The following is a 19,299-nucleotide window of genomic DNA, read 5'->3' on the forward strand; positions in this document are numbered from 1 at the left end:
GGTTCCTGCGCTCGACACGGATCAACCCCCCGTTTCACATCCGCGCACACGGCGATGTGGCTGGTGACGGGGCATCCGGCCCGCGCCCACCCGGAGGCGACTGTTCGACGTATCTGGGTGGGGGTCAACCTGTTGGGGTGTGACTCACAACTTTCTCCGGCGCTGTGTTACACAGAGTGACGATCCGTGCCGCCAGCGCTGTGAAGCAGGGCTAGCTGAATAGCGCAAGAGTCTCAAGGCCGCAAGTCGACACCGCCCGAGCCAGCGGACATGACCGGTAGTGCGCGGTCAGCTGCGCGCGGTGCCCGGGCGGCGGTCGACCGCATCCAGCGTCACGGCATCGGTCGCGCGCTGGAGGAGCCAGGAGGCGGGCAGCACCAGGCGCGGGGCCACGCCGACGAGGACGGCGACGAGGACGGCCACCGCGGCCAGCGCCTCCCCTGACTCCTCGAGGTAGGTGGCCGTGACCGCCCAGTGCCCGGTCGCGGCCGTCGACACCGCGGAGAGCCCGACAGCGGCACCGGCGTAGGCCGCGAGGGAGCCGAGCACGCGGCGGCGGTCGCGGCGCTCGGCACGGCTCACGAAGGCGAGCACGGCCAGGACCGCGGACACGACGAGCACGCTGACGACGACCGCGCCCGCCTCGCCGATGAGGTCGGTCAGGCCCGCCATGGCCTCGGCGTGGAGGGTGCTGCCCGCCTTGAGGACGGCGATGGAGGTGGCGACCAGCCCGACGGCCAGCCACCACGTGCGGCGGCCGGGCATGCGCACGGCCCCGGCGAGCGCCCCCACGGCGGCGACGACGAACAGCGCCGCGACGAACATCCGCGGCGCCGAGAAGGGAGCGTCCATCGAGAGGGCGCGGGCGGTGGGCCCGGATGCGCCGGTCAGCCGGCCGACGTAGCCGACCGTCTCGAGCAGGACCGCCGTGGCCGCCAGGCCGACGCCGACGGGCGGGAGGGGGATGCGGCGCCGGCGTGAGTGCGCCGGGACGGCGACGGGGCGCTCCGCAGCGGTCAGCGGGTCGGCACCGGCCCGCTCGTCGGCGATCCGGACGCCACGGCTGAGCACCATGGCAGCGACGAGCCCCAACAGGACCCAGGCGAGCAGCCCACCGATGACCCACATCCACACACCGGGACCATCGGCAGGTCGGCGGCACTTCCTGATGGGTGGTCACACCACTGGGGGACGTGGGACCCGGCGGGCACCGGTGGCGAGCGGTGCCGATCCGCAGGCACAGCCCGGATGTCAGCCCTGGTCAACGTGGGGGATCCGGGCATGGCGACTGACCACGGCCAGCGCCCGAGTGACGGACGACCAGGAACGCCGCGCCGACCCACTCCGCCGTCCGGATCGGCCGCACACCTTCTCATCAATCGGGCCGGGGCACCAGTGCTGGGGAACTCCCCGCGGCGACGACCAGCCGAGTGTGCTGAGGCTGACCTCAGCAACGCGCAGTGCCGCGGCGACCGCGCTGCGGGACACGACGTGAAAGTTCCGGCACATCATCGGCTCAATTCCTCACGGACAGTGAGCCCTCGCCGGGGTGTCTCCGCGTCAGGGACCAACGGCCTTTCCTGCGGCTGTGGCGCCACGAAGGGTTTTCGGTCATCGCCAGCCATTGAGGTGTTCCAACCCCGGGACCCCTCGACCCGCGACACCGTGACAAAGGAAGACCCCGTGGTGGTCGAAGGCTCCGCTGCGCGGTCGTCCGGCAAGCAGTCGCCGGGAACGACCGCCAGGACCGGCTGCCGCGAGTCCACCGGGACCTTCGTGCGCCTCCGCCTCCTGGTCGCAGCCCTCCTCCTCGCCGGGGCGTGGCTGGTGCTCGGCTCCTTGGCCGGCGTGGCCCAGGCCGCGCCGTCGCCGGAGGATGGATCGTCCGGGGACACGTCGTCCGCCAGCCAGAGCCGGGAGAACGGCTCGTCCCGCGGCAACGACACCCCCGCCCGGGACAACTCCTCCCAGGACTCCGGCAACGACACCCCCGCCCGGGACAACTCCTCCCAGGACTCCGGCAACGACACCCCCGCCCGGGACAACTCCTCCCAGGACTCCGGCAACGACACCCCCGCCCGGGACAACTCCTCCCAGGACTCCGGCAACGACACCCCCGCCCGGGACAACGCGTCCGCCGACCGCCCCGAGAAGGACAGCCCCAGACGGGACAGCACCTCCGCTGGCGGGTTGTCGGACGACGGCTCCGCTGACGCCGCTGACCGCGGCACGGCTGACCAGGACACCTCGCCGGAGCGTCCCGCTGACCCCGGCAGCGCGTCCGACCGCGAGACCGACACCGCTCGACCCGCCGACATCGACGGCGAGCCCGACGCCGCCTCACCGGGACGCCCTGCCGACCCCGGGCGCAAGCCCGACACCGGCAACACCGACCGCGGGCCCCAGGCCACCCCGCCCGGCCGCCCCGCCGACCCCGGCAAGATCGACCGCGGGCCGGACGCCACCCCACCGGGACGACCCGCCGACCCCGGCACCGCCCAGGGCAAGCCCGACGCCACCCCACCGGGACGACCCGCCGACCCCGGGCGCAAGCCCGACACCGGCAACACCGACCGCGGGCCCCAGGCCACCCCACCCGGCCGTCCAGCCGACCCCGGCAAGATCGACCGCGGGCCGGACGCCACCCCACCGGGACGACCCGCCGACCCCGGCAACACCCCCGGGCCCGACACCACCCCACCCGGCCGTCCAGCCGACCCCGGCAAGATCGACCGCGGGCCGGACGCCACCCCACCGGGACGACCCGCCGACCCCGGCAACACCCCCGGGCCCGACACCACCCCACCCGGCCGTCCAGCCGACCCCGGCAAGATCGACCGCGGGCCGGACGCCACCCCACCGGGACGACCCGCCGACCCCGGCAACACCCCCGGGCCCGACACCACCCCACCCGGCCGTCCCGCCGACACCGGGACCGAGACCACCGCACCCGGCGCCCCGAACGAGCCAGGCAACACCCCCGGCACCAGCACGCCCGGCAGCCCCACCCAGCCAGGCGACGCCCCCGACCGCGGGCCGGACGCCACCCCACCGGGACGACCCGCCGACCCCGGCAACACCCCCGGGCCCGACACCACCCCACCCGGCCGTCCCGCCGACACCGGGACCGAGACCACCGCACCCGGCGCCCCGAACGAGCCAGGCAACACCCCCGGCACCAGCACGCCCGGCAGCCCCACCCAGCCAGGCGACGCCCCCGACCGCGGGCCGGACGCCACCCCACCGGGACGACCCGCCGACCCCGGCAACACCCCCGGGCCCGACACCACCCCACCCGGCCAGCCCGCCGACACCGGCAACACCCCTGAGACCATCCCCCCGACCCGGCCCGACGACACGTCCTCTGCAGCCGCATCTCCCGCCGACCGATCGCCGGCGACCACCGAGGGCACAGGAAGCACGGCGGGCCAGCCGGAGTACGAGGCCACCGCCACCACCACGGGTGACTCGCCGTCCGACCGTTCCTCCGACCAGCGCTCGCGGACCGACCAGTCACCGGCCACCACGTCGAACACGCCGCGGTCCACCCCGCAGACCCATTCGAGCACCGACCGGGGGACCACCACGACCGTCGTCTCCGACGCCGGAGATCCGGGGACTGGCGATCCGGGGACGACCGCCACCACGACGAGGAACGAGGTCGAGGACGTCCGGCCGAGTGACACCTCAGGAGCTGCGCCGCAGGTCCCGCCTGGCATCGAGGTCCAGGTCGACGACACGTCCTCCGCCACCACTGCGGCGCCGCCGGTGACAACGGCGGCCAGCGCCGGCCCGGGCTCGGCGCCGTTCCCCGTCCCAGCGCCGGAACGAACGGCTCCGACCGGTCCGGTGGTCTCCGCGACGCCGGTGCAGGTCATGGGTTCCTGCAACGACGGCGAACTCTGGTCGGCCGGCGGCCGGGGTGCCGCCGCGAGCACCCTCCGCAGTGCCGACGGGCGGGCGAGGGCAACGGCGACGACCGTGTTGGCGTCCTCGAGCGGATCGGTCGGTCTGCCGCAGCCGACGTCACCGTTCCGGTCCCCCATCCCCCAGGCTCCCCCGGTTCCTGCGGCGCCGACCTCCGGCTCGGCGGCCAGCGCGTCCGCCTGCGGCTCCGGACACGGCTCTCACGACAGCACCCTGCTCGCGGTCCTCGCGACCGACCCCGCGTTCTCCCAGGCGCAGGCGCTGGCCCTCGCCGACTCGCGGGCCGCTGACCGGGCCTCTGACCGGGCGTCCGACCCGGGATCTCGACCCGATTGAGTCCGGTACACGGGCGTAGTGCGCCCGTGGAGATGACGTCCCGCACCGCGACCTGCACCCGGCCAGCACCCCCACCGGGATCCACCCTCTCTTCCCTGTGCACCTGCACAGTTGCGTCCAAGGACGGATGCCATGCAGCACGACCTGCACCGATCGATCCAGCAAGCCCAGGACACCGGATGCGTCCGGTTCACGCACACGAGCAACAACCGGGAGGACACCTCTCCACGCCGTGACCGCATCGCCGTCGTCGGCTACGGCTACTGGGGTTCCAAGCACGTCCGCATCCTCAGCAGCACCCCGGGCGTCGACGTCACGATCGTCGACGGTTCTGCGAACCGCCTGGCGGAGGCGGCGGCCCACTACCCGTCAGCCGACCTCGCGACCTGCCTGGACGACGTGCTCGAGCACGTCGATGCCGTGGTCATCGCGACGCCACCGAGGACCCACGCGCCGATCGCGCAGCAGGCGCTGGACGCCGGCAAGCACGTGCTCGTGGAGAAGCCGCTCACCACGTCCGTGGAGGACGCCGAACTCCTGGTCAAGACCGCGGCCCGCCAGGGCGTGCACCTGATGGTCGGCCACACGTTCGAGTACAACGCCGCCGTCCGGAAGCTCCGGGAACTCGTCCGCTCCGGCGCGCTCGGCCGGATCCTCTACGTCGACACGGCGCGGCTGAGCCTGGGGCGCTATCAGAGCGACGTGAACGTGATCTGGGATCTCGCTCCCCACGACATCTCGATCGTGTCCTACATCCTCGACGAGATGCCGTCCTGCGCGACGGTGTGGGCGCACAGCCACATCAGCAGGCAGCACGCCGACGTCGCGTACCTCCGCTTCGACTTCCCCCGCTCGCAGACGCGGGCCTACGTCCACGTCAGCTGGCTGACCCCGAACAAGGTCCGGCAGGTCACCGTCGTCGGCGAGAAGAAGATGGCGGTGTACGACGACATGTCGGACACCGAGCGGATCCGCGTGTACGACATCGGCGTCGACGTCCAGGACATCGATGCGCCGGCGGAGGCCCACGCCCTCCCGGTGACCTATCGCACCGGCGACATCGTGTCTCCCTACATCCCCTTCGCGGAGCCACTGCTCCTCCAGGACCAGCACTTCCTCGAGTGCATCCGGACGGGAGCCCGGCCCGACACCCCGGGCGAGCGCGGCCTGGAGGTGGTGCGTGTGCTGGCCGCAACGGACCAGTTGGCGAATGTCGCGGGTGAGGACGTGGTGGCCGGAGCGGGTGCGTCCACCGAGCAGTCCGGCACGCTCCTCCTCCCCCGTCCGGCGTCCGGCGGTCCGGCGCCGACCCTCTCCCCCACGCGGTGACCGATGCTCACCACCACACCTCCCATCCCGTTCCTCGACGTCCAGGACCTCAACGGCCGCGTCCGGGAGGACCTACGCCTGTGCTGGGAGCGCGTCGTCGACCACGGTCGGTTCATCGGCGGCCCGGACCTCGAGACGTTCGAGGCCCGCTTCGCGGACTACTGCGGGACCGCGGAGTGCGTCGGCGTCGGCAACGGCACGGACGCACTCGAGCTCATCCTCGCCGCTCTGGGCATCGGGCCGGGCGACGAGGTGATCATCCCCGCCAACACGTTCGTTGCCACCGTCGAGGCGGTGTGCGCGGTCGGGGCGCGGCCACGCTTCGTCGACGTCCTGCCGGACACCCTGGAGATCGACCCCGACGCGGTGGCGGCGGCGATCGGCCCCCGGACGGCGGCGGTCATGGCCGTCCACCTGTTCGGACAGATGGTCGACGTCGACCATCTCCTCCCGCTGGTGCGGCGGCACGGCATCGTGCTCATCGAGGACGCCGCCCAGGCCCATGGAGCCCGGTTCGGCGGTCGCCGGGCCGGCAGTGTGGGCGTGGCTGCCGCCTTCAGCTTCTACCCGGGCAAGAACCTGGGCGCGTTGGGCGACGGCGGGGCGGTGGTCTCGGACGACGCAGCCCTGGTGGCCCGGACCCGACAGCTGGCCGACCACGGCCGGGCAAGCGACAGCCGGTACCTGCACACGGTCCGCGGTCGCAACAGCCGGCTCGACGCCATCCAGGCTGCCCTGCTCACGACCAAGCTGTGCCGCCTGGACGCGGACAACGGCCACCGGCGAGCACTCATGCAGCGGTATCGCGAACGCCTCCCTCGCGCATGCGTCCCTCTGGCGGAGCACCCCCGGGCCCACGCGGTCTACCACCTCGCCGTCGTCCAGGTGCCGGATCGTTCGGCGACGACAACGGCGCTGGATGCGGCCGGCATCGGCTGGGGCCTGCACTACCCAGTGCCGTGCCACCGCCAGCCGGCGTTCGCCGAGTTCGCCGACGCCCCACTACCGGTGACCGAACGCGCGGCCGAGCACATCGTGTCGCTGCCCATGTCACCCACGTTGACCCTCGAACAGGTGGACCGCGTCTGCGAGGTCCTGTCCGCACTGGAGAGCGCATGACCACCATCCGCAGGGTCCACACGGTGTCCCGCCAACGCCTCGGGACACCGCCCCCTCTGACGACGCGTCCGTCCCGGGAGCCGGTACGGCCCGGGGCGGACGTGGGCCGCGTCCGGCAGCCGGCGTGCGCCGAGGGGCGGAGGGAGGTCGCGGTCGAGCCTCGCGCGCACGGAACCGTCGCGGCCGTCGGCATGCCGCTCCGGGAACCGGCCGGCGAGCGGTTCGCCCGCAGGGCGCTCGACATCGTCGTGTCCGCGCTCGTCCTGGGGTTGCTCATGCCGGTGTGGGTCGGGATCGGACTGTGGGTCAGGCACGACAGTCCCGGACCGGCGCTGCTCAGGCAGCAGCGCATCGGGCTCGGGCGCCGACCGTTCACCTTCTACAAGTTCCGCTCGATGCGCATGGGAGGGGACGACCTCGCCCATCGGCTCCTGATCGAGGCCGAGCTGCGCGGCGAGGACACAGCCGAGGGCGGCAGCACCAAGCTGAGCTGTGACACGCGGATCACGCCGTCAGGCCGGTTCCTCCGCAGGACGAGCCTCGACGAGATCCCCCAGCTCATCAACGTCCTCCGCGGCGAGATGTCACTCGTCGGCCCCCGGCCGTGCCTCCCCTGGGAGGCGGACATGTTCGGGGCCGAGCACGCCGAGCGGTTCATGGTGCGGCCGGGGATCACGGGGCTGTGGCAGGTCAGCGGACGCAGCACCGTCGGGACACTGGACATGCTGCGCTTGGACGTGGAGTACGTGAGGGCTCGGCGCCTCGGACTCGACGTGCGCATCCTCCTCCGCACCATCCCCTCGATGCTGAGCGGGGACGGTGCCCGGTGACGGCACAGTCCATCGACGCCCTGCCTGCGGGCCGGCGATCGGGTCCGGCCACGGCGACCGTCCGACGGGTCGATCCCCGCACCGACCCCGCGTGGGCCGAACTGGCGGCCGGGGTGGAGAGCAACCTGTTCACGTCCCCGCCGTGGATCAGGGCCGTCAGCGGTGCCTACGGGATCGAGCCCACGGCACGGGTCGCGCTGCAGCCGGACGGGCGGCCGGTGGGAGGACTGGCCTGGGCGGACGTCCGCGACCTGCGCGGCCAGCGGCGGCTGGCACTGCCCTTCAGCGACCGGGCCGACCCGATCCTGCCGGATGCCGGGGCCTGGGCGGCGGTCTCGGCCGACGCCCTGGCCGGGGACCTCCCGTTCACGCTGCGGTGCCTGGACACGTCCGTCGCCATCGGGGATCCGCGGTTCACACCCCTCGGAGAGGCAGCGTGGCACCTGACGCCGCTGGACCGTCCGCTCGACGAACTGCTCGAAGCGTTCCGGTCGCAGACCCGGCGGAACATCGCGACGGCGGAACGGGCCGGGGTGGAGGTGGTCCTGAGGAGCGACAGGGAGGCGGTGGCCGAGTACCACCGGCTGCACGTGGAGCTCCGGAAGCGCAAGTACCGACTGCTGGCCCAGCCGCTGGACTTCTTCGAGCGCATCTGGGACGAGTTCGCCCCCGACGACGGGATCCGGACGGCGTTGGCCCTCGTCGACGGGCGCCCGGTGGCCGGCGCGGTCTATCTCATCTGGCAGGACACCCTCTACTACAAGTTCGGTGCCTCACAGGCCGACACCCTGCCACTGCGCCCGAACGACGCGATCCACTGGAACGTCATCCAGTGGGCGCACGACCAGGGGCTGCGGGCGCTGGACTGGGGGCTGTCGGACCTCGGTCAACCCGGTCTGGCCTCCTACAAGCGCAAGTGGGCCAGCACGGAGCGACGAATACACGCGCTCAACGCAGGCGGACCACCCATCGGCAGATCCGCGGACGTCGAGCACACCCTGCGCGTCGCCACTGAACTGCTGACCGACCCGTCCGTGCCCGACCGCGTCACGGCACGGGCCGGTGCGTCCCTGTACCGGTTCTTCTGCTGACACTACGGGGCGCCTGGTGTTGCCACTGCGCGAGTCGAGTCACCGAGAACCCCGTGCACCCACCCGATGCGCGACCCGTTGCCGACCTCCGGTTGGCTCCGACAACCGGGATGTGCGGCGCGTATCGAATCGTGGCGCTCGTGCCCCCGAGCCCCTCGGATGGTCATTCCGTTCCAGAGGGCTCGGCGACGACCACCCAGCCGATGTGTTCACGGCCCGTCCTGCACTGCCGTCCTAGCGAGGATCTCGATCATGTCCAGAGTCGTCATCACCGGAGGTGCGGGGTTCCTGGGCTCGCATCTGTGCGACCGCCTGCTCGACGACGAGTGCGAGGTGATCGCGCTCGACAACTTCATCACCGGCACGCCCAACAACGTCCATCACCTGTTGGGCCGGCCGGGCTTCCACCTGGTGAAGGCCGACGTGACGGAGTTCGTACACGTGCCTGGTCCGGTCGACCAGGTCCTGCACTTCGCCAGCCCGGCTTCACCGATCGACTACCTGATGCTGCCGATCGAGACCCTCAAGGTGGGCTCCATCGGCACGTTGCACGCACTCGGCCTGGCCAAGGAGAAGGGCGCCCGGTTCCTGTTGGCCTCCACCTCAGAGACCTACGGAGACCCTCAGGTCCATCCACAGCCGGAGACGTACTGGGGTCACGTGAACCCGGTGGGTCCGCGCGGGGTGTACGACGAAGCGAAGCGCTACGCCGAGGCGCTCACCATGGCCTACCGGCGGACGCACGGCGTCGACACGGCGATCGTGCGGATCTTCAACACGCACGGCCCGCGGATGCGCCCCAACGACGGACGCGCCATCCCGGCCTTCGCCACCCAGGCCCTCGCCGGCCGGCCCATCACCGTGGCCGGCGACGGCTCCCAGACCCGGTCGATCATCTACGTCGACGACCTCGTCGAAGGGATCATGCGCCTGCTGCGCAGCGATCTGGCCGGCCCGGTGAACATCGGCAACCCCCACGAGACCTCGGTGCTCCACATCGCCGAGACGATCAAGCGCCTGGTCGGCAGCGGGAGCGAGATCACCTTCGTCCCCCGCCCCGTCGACGACCCGTGCATCCGCCAACCAGACATCACCGTGGCGCGGCGCGAACTGGGCTGGGAACCCAGGATCGGCTTCGACGAGGGACTCACCCGAACCGTCGAGTGGTTCCGTACCCAAGCGAGCGTGGTGCAGGCATGAGGCCTCCGGGGCGCCCCTGCCCTCACCCCGCACCTGGCGGGCGCGTTGCCGTGCGTCGATGCGGGGTGCCGACTCCTCCTCCCAGGTCAAGGGTGCCGACAGGAGGACATGGCAGGGGTCTCGGACTCCGATGTCTCCGACCCGAATCGGGCCTGGACCGGCTCCGGTTGCGAAACGACACCCGACCGTCCGAGTATGTGCCTCCGCTAGAGCCGCACCGGACAGCCGTCCCCCTCTCCACCCCAACCAATGCCGTGCCCAGCCTTGGCCCGGCGTCGTCGCGAGACTGAGCGGTCATCTGATGAAGCCGATCACGCTGCTGCCCTGGCTCATCGAGTCCTCAGGTGATCGTCCCGGCCGTCGCGGTGATCTTCGTACGGGGGGCTGCCCGGACGAGCCCCTGAGCGATTGGTCGATCGGTTGAGCGATCACCTGCAGGCGGACGGGAAGCACTTCTCCGTGGGCGGGAGGCGCTTCCTGTTCCGCGGGGTCACCTACGGGACGTTCCAGCCTCGCTGCGACGGAGCCAGGTATCCCGAGCGCGACGCGGTCAAGCGCGACTTCGCGATGATGCGTCAGGCCGGCTTCACGGTCGTCCGGACCTACACGCCGCCGCCCGACGACGTCGTCGATCTCGCCGCCGACTGGGGCCTCCGGCTGTTGGTCGACGTCTTCTACCCCGACTGGCGCTACCTGGTCGGGACGTCGCCGCGCACACGTCGGCGGATGGCGCAGGATGCCGAGGCCGAGGTCCGGTCAGCCGCCGAACGGTATGTCGGCAACCCGTGGGTCCTCGGGTTGTCACTCGGGAACGAGGTACCCGCGGACGCCGTGCGCTGGCATGGCACGGATCGGGTAGCTCGATTGATCGGCGAGCTCGCCGCCATCGTCAAGGACGTCGACCCCGACCGGCTCGTGACCTACGCCAACTACCCGACCACGGAGTTCCTGCCGTTGGACTGCCTGGACTTCGTGACCTTCAACGTCTTCCTGGAGGGACGCGCCGACTTCCGCCGATACCTCACCCGCCTCCACCACCTGGCCGGTGACCGGCCGCTGGTCCTGGGCGAGATGGGGATCAACGCGGGTGCGGGCGGTTCCGGCGAGGTCCGCCAGGCGGAGGTGATCGACTGGCAGTTGGAGACAGCAGTGGAGAGGGGCGTGGCCGGTACCTGCATCTTCTCCTGGTCCGACAAGTGGTGGGTGGGTGACGCTCCTGTCGAGGGCTGGCACTTCGGCCTGACCGGGGCCGACCGCTCACCCCGACCGGCGCTCGAGGTGGCCGCGACGTGGAACAGCCGGTCGGTCGCCGACCTGCCGGTCGAGTGGCCGACCCTCACCGTCGTCATCTGCGCGTACAACGCGGCGGCCACGTTGGACGAGTGCCTCCGGTACACGTGCGACCTGGACTACCCCGGGCTGGAGATCCTCGTCGTCGATGACGGCTCCACCGACGACACCGCCGAGATAGCCACGTCCCATCCCCGTGCGCGGCTCCTCCGCGTCCCGCACGGCGGCCTCTCAGTCGCTCGAAATGCCGGGTTGGAGGCTGCCGGCGGTGAGCTGATCGCATATCTGGACAGCGACGCCTACCCCAGCCCGGAATGGCCGTACTACCTGGCCCTCGGACTGGACGGTCCGACCGTCGGTGGCGTCGGCGGGCCCAACGTGCCACCCCCGCGGGCTGGTCCGGGGGAGCTCCGAGTGGCCCGGGCGCCCGGAGGACCGGTGCACGTGCTGTTCAGCGACGACCGGGCGGAGCACGTCCCCGGCTGCAACATGGCCTTCTGGAAGGAGGTCCTCCTCGAGGTGGGTGGCTTCGACCCCGTCTACACCTCCGCCGGGGACGACGTGGACCTGTGCTGGCGCGTGCTCGACCGAGGCTGGGACATCGCCTTCCATCCCGCCGCCCTGGTGTGGCACCACCGTCGGGGCGGACTGCGCCCCTACCTCCGCCAGCAACTCGGCTACGGCCGTAGCGAGGCGCTGGTCGAGGCGCGCCACCCCGACCGCTTCACCGCCTGGGGAACGGCCCGCTGGCGCGGCTCGATCTACGACGCGGCGGCGCCGGCCCTGTCCCAACAACGGATCTACCGGGGTCCGTACGGGACGGCGGCCTACCAGTCGGTCTACCGAGGGGGCGGTCACGCGCTGGACCTGGCCCACCAGGTCGGGGTACCTGCCCTCACGGCCTGCCTCGTCGCCGCGCCGTTCGGGCTCGTCCTCCCGGCGTTCTCCCTCCCGGCGGTGCTGGCCGTCCTCGGCCTGCTCGCGCTGGGCTGCATCGACTTCGTCCACGCCGAGCCGCCGCGGACGTACGCCGGCAGCCGGCTGCGCTTCCGAACAGGTGTGGCGGTCCTGAACCTGCTCCAGCCGCTCGTGCGCACGTGGGGACGGGTCCGCCACCGGACGGCGGCGCGGCGCGAGTGCCCACCCGGCCCACCTCTGCCACGGCCGCTGACGAGCGTCGACCGCCGCACCCTCATGGCACCCTGCCCTGGTGAACGCGCCGAGGTGACGGCGGCCGCGGTCGCCGCCCTCCAGCGTTCGGGCTTCCGCGTCGCCCCGGGAGACGGTTGGACCGACTTCGACGCCCGCATCCGCTCCGGTCCCTTCGCCATCGGAGACCTGTTGAGCAGCGGTCACGTCCAGGGCTGGGTCCAACTGCAGGTCCGACGCCGGCTGCGCTGGCGAGCCACGATGGCCTTCCTCGCCCTCGTGTGCCTGCTGGCGACGTTGAGCTCACTGGTGGCTGCGGTCGTCCTCGCCGTGGGGATCGGCGAGATGGCCCGCGGCCTGTCGTGGGTCTCCGCGGGCGTCCGCCGTTGTCTCGAGGAGGCCGCGCGATGAGTGGCGGACGGGCGCGACACCGCAAGCCGCAGCCTCGCCGCTTCCGGTGGATCGTTCGGAGACGTCCGGGTGCGGTGAGCGAGCCCCGCCCCGAGCCGGACGAGGTACGGACCCCGGTGAAGGAGTCCCGAGGGCTGGGTGCCGCGCTCCGGTACGTGCCGCGCGTCTTCCCCTACCTGCGTCCGTACCGACATCTCATGGGCTTCGCGGTCGTGCTGATGGTGGTGCTGGCCGCGCTCAGCCTGGCGGCACCCTGGCCGCTCGCCTTCCTCGTGGACAGCGCGCTCGGCGACCGGCGCCCTCCCGAGTTCGTGTCCACGCTCGTGGGCACGAGCCCCTGGCGGATGATCGTCTTCGCTGTCCTCCTCGGGCTCTTCCTCACCTTCCTGTCGAACGCCGTGAGCATCCTGAACGCCTACGTGCAGACGCGACTCGAGCAGCGGATGATCTTCGACCTGCGCAGTGACCTGTTCAGCCACGTGCAGCGTTTGTCCCTGGCCTTCCATGACAGGACCCGCACCGGCGGGCTGATGTTCGCCATCAACTACCAGGCCGCGTCAGTCGGAGAGATCACCGTCTCGGTACTGCCACTCGCGCAGAACGTCCTGACCGTCGCGGGGATGGGCTTCATCGCGTACCGCTTCGACCCGAGGCTGGCCCTGCTGGCGCTCACGATCGTGCCCGCCATCTACTACTCGACCCACGTCTACGCCAACCGGGTGGAGCCGCGCCTGCGCAACGTGCGGGCGCTCGAGGGGAACTCGTTGTCCATCGTGCACGAAGCGATGTCGATGATGAGGGTCATCGTTGCTTTCGGCCGGGAGCGGTACGAGCACCAGCGCTTCCGTAGCCAGGGGCGCGAGGCCGTCGACGCTCGGATCGACGTCACCGTACGGCAGACGGCCTTCTCACTGGGCGTGAACCTGCTCACCGCCGCCGGAACGGCCGTGGTCCTGGCGTACGGCGCGCACCTGGTGCTGCAGGGGCAGATGACGGTCGGTGAACTGCTCGTCGTGCTGGCCTACATCGGGGCCGTCTACCGCCCGCTCGAGGAGATCAGCGGCACGGTCGCCGCAGCGCAGGAGCAACTGATCAGCCTCGAGGGAGCCGCTGAGCTCCTCGACACAGAGGTCGAGGTCAAGGACCCACCGAATGGCTTGGTCCTCGACCGAGCGGCCGGAGCGATCACCTTCGACGGGGTCCACTTCACCTACGCCGGGCGCGTCGACACGCTGACGGACATCTCCTTCCAGGCGCCGGCCGGGGAGGTCGTCGCGCTGGTGGGTCCGACGGGTGCTGGCAAGAGCACGCTGGTCAGCCTCATCCCGCGCTTCTTCGACCCCAAGCAGGGGCAGGTCCTGCTCGACGGCATCGACATCCGGTCGGTCACCTTGGAGTCTCTGCGCCGGCAGATCAGCATCGTGCTGCAGGAGCCGCTGCTCTTCTCGGGGACCATCGCCGAGAACATCCGCTACGGCCGGCTCGACGCCTCGTCCGACGACATCATCAGTGCGGCACGAGCGGCCAACGCCCACGACTTCGTCATGCGGCTGCCCGACCGGTACGACACCGTTCTGGGCGAGGGCGGAGCGCACCTCTCGGGAGGCGAGCGGCAGCGCATCTCGGTGGCACGGGCATTCCTCAAGGACGCCCCGATCCTCATCCTCGACGAACCGACGTCGTCGATCGACTCACGGACCGAGGCCGTCATCCTCGATGCGCTCGACCGGCTGATGGTGGGGCGCACGACCTTCATGATCGCCCACCGTCTGTCGACCGTTCGCAACGCCGGACAGATCCTCGTCCTCGACCAGGGCCGGATCGTCGAACGTGGCACCCACGACGAACTCGTGGGAGCGGAAGGCCTCTACCGGGAGATGTACGAGGCCCAGAACGGGAGGCGCTCCCCGCACGTGGTCGTCCCGTCGACCCCGACCACGATGCCGGCCGACGGCCTGGGGGCTCCGCGATGAGTGTCCTCGTGCGAAGGCCGGAGAAGATCGTCCTGCTCGGCATGATCACGAAGATGCCGGTCGCCGGTGTCGTGTGGCAGACCCTGCACTACCTGCTGGGCTTCGAGCGGCTCGGGTACGAAGCCCACTACGTGGAAGCCCACGCCCGCACCCCCTCCATGCTCATGCGGCACGAGGAGGACGACAGTTCCGCGCGCGCGGCCGACTTCCTCGGAACGCTCATGCGCCGCTTCGGGCTCGGCGACCGTTGGGCGTTCCATGCGTTGCACGCCGACGGCAGGTGCTACGGGATGAGCGAGCTGGAGCTCCGGCGGCTCTACCGCTCGGCGGCCTTCCTGGTCAACCTGCACGGTGGGACCCAACCCCTGACCGAGCACGCCGAGACCGGGCGACTCGTCTACCTGGAGACCGATCCGGTCCTGCTCCAGGTCGAGCTGCACGACGGCGTGCCGGAGACCGTGGACTTCCTCTCGGCTCACCAGGCGTTCTTCACCTTCGGCGAGAACCTCGGCAACGCCGACTGCGAACTGCCCCTGTCGGACCGATTCCCCTTCCTCCCCACACGCCAGCCGGTGGTCCTGGACCTGTGGGCGGGCAGAGCGGCGACGACGAGGTCGACGTTCACCACCATCGGCAACTGGCGGCAGGACTGGCGCCCGGTGTACTTCCGCGGTGACACGTACACCTGGAGCAAGCACCACGAGTTCCTCAAGGTGCTCGACCTGCCGAGGGCCACAGGTCAGGATTTCGAGCTGGCCCTGAGCAGTTGGTCCGACGCCGACCGCGCCGTCCTCGAGAAGCACGGCTGGTCCGTGCGTCCAGGCCTGGATGTCTCGACCGACCTCGACGCCTATCGCGACTACCTCGGATCCTCCCTGGGCGAGTTCACGGTCGCCAAGGACCAGAACGTGCGCCTGCGCAGCGGATGGTTCAGCGACCGCAGTGCGACCTACCTGGCAGCCGGCCGACCGGTCATCACCCAGGAGACCGGCTTCAGCAACGTCCTGCCGACAGGGGAAGGCCTGCTCCCCTTCACGACGCTGGACGAAGCGGTCGCGGCCGTGACCGACGTCGTCGGCGACTACGACAGGCATGCCCGAGCCGCCGTCGAGGTGGCCCGGGAGTGCTTCGACAGCGACGTGGTGCTGGGCCGGTTGCTGACCGACCTCGGCGCCCGGCGAAACGGTCAGCGGCAGCGCGGCGACGTCCAAGCCGGCACGTCCCTGCCGACCGACCTCGTCCTGACGCCGATCTCGAAGCGGCCGACCAGGCTGCCTGAGGACACGGTCCAGCGGGTGCTCGCGCTCCCCCTCCCGCCCCCGGACCGCCGCGGTCCCCCGGCGACGTCCCCAGCGGAGAGCGTCGTCGTCGTCTCCTACGACAACCTCGTCTTCACCCGGATGTGCGTGGAGACCCTGCTCGCGTCCACCAGCGTGAGCACCGAGGTGATCGTCGTCGACAACGGCTCGACCGACGGGACCCCGTCCTACCTGCGAGAGATGGCGGCCCGGTTCCCCCGGCTCCGACCGGTCCTCAACGACACCAACCTGGGCTTCGTCCGCGCGGCCAACCAGGGCCTCGCCGCGGCCCAGGGCCAGCTGCTCGTCCTGCTCAACAACGACACGATCGTTCCGCCGGGCTGGCTGGGCGGGCTGACGGCCCACCTGGCCGACGGTTCGGTGGGAATGGTCGGCCCGGTGACCAACGCCGCCGGCAACGAGGCACAGATCCCCGTCCCTTACCGCACCTACGGGGAGCTGTGCAGCTTCGCCGCCGGCATGAGCAGCCAGCCACCGCAGGCCGTCGACATCCCGGTCCTCACCATGTTCTGCGTTGCCATGCGCCGAGACCTCCACACGGCCATCGGGGACCTCGACGAGCGGTTCGAGATGGGCATGTTCGAGGACGACGACTACGCCGAGAGGGTGCGTGCCGCCGGCCTGAGGGTGGTGTGCGCCCAGGACGTCTTCGTGCACCACTTCGGCGAGGCGTCCTTCGGAAAGCTCGTGCCCACCGGGGAGCACGGCGAGCTGTTCCGCGCCAACCGGCAGCGCTTCACCGAGAAGTGGGGCCGGCCGTGGACAGCGCACGGTCACCGCCCGGACCCGGACTACGCGGCTCTGGTCCAGCAGATCCGGGCCGTCGTCCGCGCGCAGATCCCGCCGGACGCCACCGTTCTCGTCGTCAGCAAGGGCGATGACGAACTGCTGGACCTCGACGGCCGACGGGCGATGCACTTCCCTCAGGACGCTGTGGGCGTCTATGCAGGTCACCACCCGGCGGACGACCGAGAGGCGATCGACCACCTGGAGGCGATGCGAGCACGGGGGGCGAGCCACCTGCTCCTGCCGCGGACCGCGGCGTGGTGGCTCACGCACTACACGGGCCTGCGCCGTCACCTGGAGGACCGCTACACCATCTGTCCGGCGGACGACTCGTGCGTCGTCTTCGCGCTCCGGGGGCCGCCGTGAGCGCGAGCAGCACACAGACCACGGAGGAGATCATCGCCCGTCGCCGCGCCTACCAGGCCCTGGTGGGGCGCCTCCGCGACCTCGTTCACCGGGTCGTTCCACCCGGAGCGACCGTGGCCGTGGTGAGCAAGGGTGATCCCGACCTCGTCTGCTTCGAGGGGCGGGAGGCATGGCACCTCCCCCAGGACGAGAACGGCGGGTACGCCGGTTACCACCCTCGGGACAGCACGGCCGCGATCGAGGCGCTCGAAGCGCTGCGCACCCGAGGAGCCGACTTCCTGGTCCTGCCGGCCACCACCCGGTGGTGGCTCGACCACTACACCGACTTCGCCGGCCATCTGCAGCGCAACTACGAGTCGTTGGTGGACCTGCCCGAGACCGGCGCCGTCTACAGCCTGAACCAGGCCGGTCGCCTCTTCGCTCAGGTCGACACCGCACCTGACCGCGGGTTGGAGAGGCATCGGCGGGAGTTGCTGGCCCAGCAGATCCGGGACCTCCTTGAGCACCTCCTGCCGGCCGGGCAGCCCGTCGTGGTCGTCGACGGCGAAGGCGTCTCGCCCCTGCAGCTCCCGGGCCGACCGACGATGCACCTGGCGCCCCTGCGATCCGGTCAGGTCGACCGGCTGGAGATCCTGCGCCGCCAGGGCGCGGCCTATCTGATCGTCAGCCGGGCCGCGTTCGACCGGTGGCGGACGGACGAGGTCCTCCGTACCCACGTCGAGCAGCACCACCGCTGCATCACCCGGCAGGCACACGTCTGTCTCCTGTACGAGCTTCTCCCAGTAGAGGAACCCGTGATCCCATGACGCGCCGAGTGTTGTCCGTCTGCCACAACCATCCCTCCGTGCGCCCCGGGGGCGCTGAGGCGTACGCCTACGAACTGCATCGCAGCCTCGCCGCCACGCCCGGTTACCAGTCGATCTTCCTGGCCAAGGGTGGCCCGCCAGTGGGATACAGCGGCTCCGTGCACGGCGGCACGTGCTTCGGGCCCACCGGCGAGGGAGCGGACGAGTACTTCTTCTACACCGACGGCTATGACTTCGACTACCTGTTCGGCACCCAGCCGGGCAAGGACTTCTACACGAGGCACTTCCGCGGTTTTCTGCAGGCCTACGAACCGGACATCGTGCACTTCCAGCACACGCTCTTCCTGGGGTACGACCTGATCCGCGAGGTCAAGAACGTCCTTCCCGACACGCCGATCCTCTACACGCTCCACGAATACCTGCCCATCTGTCATCGCAACGGGCAGATGGTCCGCACGGGTACCGAGGATCTGTGCCACCGGGCCTCACCCCGGCGTTGCCACGAGTGTTTCCCAGGCATCTCCCCGCAGACGTTCTTCCTGCGTGAGCGCTTCATCAAGTCACACCTCTCTCTCGTCGACATGTTCATCGCGCCGAGCGAGTTCCTGCGACAGCGGTACATCGAGTGGGGGATCCCGGCGGAGAGGATCCGCACGGAGGAGTACGGCCGTCGTCCCGTGGGACGGACGGCGCGGACCCCGGATCGCCCGCGGCGTGATCGACTGGGCTTCTTCGGGCAGCTCAGCGGCTTCAAGGGCGTGGACGTGCTCCTGGAGGCGATGCGGATCCTGGAGAGGGAGGCCGACGCCGCGGCCAGCGAGCGGGGACAACCGCGCTGGGTCCCGCAGCTACGCGTTCACGGTGCCAACCTGGAGCTGCAACCCGGCGAGTTCCAGAACCGCTTCAACGCCCTGCTCGAGGACACGCGGTCCACCGTGACCTTCGTGGGGAAGTACACCCACGAGCAACTCCCCGGACTGATGGAGCACGTCGACTGGGTCGTCGTTCCCTCGGTGTGGTGGGAGAACTCACCGCTGGTAATCCAGGAGGCGTTCCTGCACCGCCGACCGGTGATCTGCAGCGACATCGGTGGAATGGCCGAGAAGGTCACCGACGGCGTCAACGGACTGCACTTCGCAGCGGCCGACCCCGCCAGCCTCGCGGAGACGATCCAACACGCCGCGGGGACGCCCGGGCTGTGGCAGGACCTGCGCGACGGCATCCCGGAGGTCTACGACATGACCCAGCACATCGACGAACTGGACCGCCTCTACACCGCGCTCCTGGTCGGTCGGGACGCCGGGGACGCCGCTCATGTCCACTGAGATGCGGGTACTGGGCACAGAGACGGGCATGTCGGGGCCGGC

General features: G+C 70.9%; 12 protein-coding genes. 11 read left to right on the forward strand and 1 reads right to left on the reverse strand.

Annotated features, from left to right (window positions below):
• Positions 1 to 288: 288 nt before the first annotated feature.
• Positions 289 to 1,128: a hypothetical protein gene (locus ACI79I_RS01955; RefSeq protein ID WP_456990776.1), complete on the reverse strand. Its 840-nt coding sequence runs from the start codon at positions 1,126 to 1,128 to the stop codon at positions 289 to 291.
• Between the two features lie 648 nt (positions 1,129 to 1,776).
• Between ACI79I_RS01955 and ACI79I_RS01960 the strand changes: the two genes are divergently transcribed.
• The 11 genes from ACI79I_RS01960 to ACI79I_RS02010 all read left to right on the forward strand — a co-directional run bounded on the left by ACI79I_RS01960 (position 1,777) and on the right by ACI79I_RS02010 (position 19,257).
• Entirely contained in the window at positions 1,777 to 4,263 is a 2,487-nt protein-coding gene (locus tag ACI79I_RS01960) for a hypothetical protein (RefSeq protein ID WP_456990512.1), read from the forward strand.
• Between the two features lie 132 nt (positions 4,264 to 4,395).
• Positions 4,396 to 5,592, forward strand: coding sequence for a Gfo/Idh/MocA family protein (locus ACI79I_RS01965; protein ID WP_456990514.1), 1,197 nt, complete (start codon positions 4,396 to 4,398; stop codon positions 5,590 to 5,592).
• A gap of 3 nt (positions 5,593 to 5,595) precedes the next feature.
• Positions 5,596 to 6,711, forward strand: coding sequence for a DegT/DnrJ/EryC1/StrS family aminotransferase (locus ACI79I_RS01970; protein WP_456990516.1), 1,116 nt, complete (start codon positions 5,596 to 5,598; stop codon positions 6,709 to 6,711).
• Between the two features lie 191 nt (positions 6,712 to 6,902).
• A complete protein-coding gene (locus tag ACI79I_RS01975) occupies positions 6,903 to 7,541 on the forward strand; it encodes a sugar transferase (RefSeq protein ID WP_456990518.1) in 639 nt (212 codons plus the stop codon).
• Positions 7,538 to 8,632, forward strand: a complete 1,095-nt coding sequence (locus ACI79I_RS01980; protein ID WP_456990520.1) for a lipid II:glycine glycyltransferase FemX — start codon at positions 7,538 to 7,540, stop codon at positions 8,630 to 8,632. Before ACI79I_RS01975 ends, ACI79I_RS01980 begins: the two co-directional genes overlap by 4 nt.
• Before the next feature lie 252 nt (positions 8,633 to 8,884).
• A complete protein-coding gene (locus ACI79I_RS01985) occupies positions 8,885 to 9,832 on the forward strand; it encodes a UDP-glucuronic acid decarboxylase family protein (protein WP_456990522.1) in 948 nt (315 codons plus the stop codon).
• A gap of 420 nt (positions 9,833 to 10,252) precedes the next feature.
• Positions 10,253 to 12,682 carry a glycosyltransferase gene (locus ACI79I_RS01990; protein WP_456990524.1) on the forward strand — a complete coding sequence of 810 codons (2,430 nt, stop codon included), beginning with the start codon at positions 10,253 to 10,255 and terminating at the stop codon, positions 12,680 to 12,682.
• A 197-nt stretch (positions 12,683 to 12,879) separates the two neighbouring features.
• Complete coding sequence (locus ACI79I_RS01995; RefSeq protein ID WP_456990526.1) at positions 12,880 to 14,655, forward strand: ABC transporter ATP-binding protein; 1,776 nt, start codon at positions 12,880 to 12,882, stop codon at positions 14,653 to 14,655.
• Between the two features lie 8 nt (positions 14,656 to 14,663).
• Positions 14,664 to 17,126, forward strand: coding sequence for a glycosyltransferase family 2 protein (locus ACI79I_RS02000; protein WP_456990528.1), 2,463 nt, complete (start codon positions 14,664 to 14,666; stop codon positions 17,124 to 17,126).
• 122 nt (positions 17,127 to 17,248) lie between these two features.
• The gene (locus ACI79I_RS02005) at positions 17,249 to 17,932 is read left to right on the forward strand and encodes a hypothetical protein (RefSeq protein ID WP_456990530.1); all 684 of its coding nucleotides are present in this window, start codon (positions 17,249 to 17,251) and stop codon (positions 17,930 to 17,932) included.
• On the forward strand, positions 17,929 to 19,257 hold the full coding sequence (locus ACI79I_RS02010) for a glycosyltransferase family 4 protein (protein ID WP_456990532.1): 1,329 nt from the start codon (positions 17,929 to 17,931) through the stop codon (positions 19,255 to 19,257). Before ACI79I_RS02005 ends, ACI79I_RS02010 begins: the two co-directional genes overlap by 4 nt.
• The last annotated feature ends 42 nt before the right edge of the window (positions 19,258 to 19,299 follow it).

The sequence above is a fragment of the Geodermatophilus sp. SYSU D01105 genome (assembly GCF_054050095.1).

What these genes read in the sequence shown, in the direction of transcription:
- ACI79I_RS01985 (WP_456990522.1), top strand. Translation starts at nt 8,885, where the DNA reads ATGTCCAGAGTCGTCATCACCGGAGGTGCGGGGTTCCTGGGCTCGCAT.
- ACI79I_RS01970 (WP_456990516.1), top strand. Translation starts at nt 5,596, where the DNA reads ATGCTCACCACCACACCTCCCATCCCGTTCCTCGACGTCCAGGACCTC.
- ACI79I_RS02010 (WP_456990532.1), top strand. Translation starts at nt 17,929, where the DNA reads ATGACGCGCCGAGTGTTGTCCGTCTGCCACAACCATCCCTCCGTGCGC.
- ACI79I_RS01955 (WP_456990776.1), bottom strand. Translation starts at nt 1,128, where the DNA reads ATGTGGGTCATCGGTGGGCTGCTCGCCTGGGTCCTGTTGGGGCTCGTC.
- ACI79I_RS01965 (WP_456990514.1), top strand. Translation starts at nt 4,396, where the DNA reads ATGCAGCACGACCTGCACCGATCGATCCAGCAAGCCCAGGACACCGGA.
- ACI79I_RS01975 (WP_456990518.1), top strand. Translation starts at nt 6,903, where the DNA reads ATGCCGCTCCGGGAACCGGCCGGCGAGCGGTTCGCCCGCAGGGCGCTC.
- ACI79I_RS01995 (WP_456990526.1), top strand. Translation starts at nt 12,880, where the DNA reads ATGGGCTTCGCGGTCGTGCTGATGGTGGTGCTGGCCGCGCTCAGCCTG.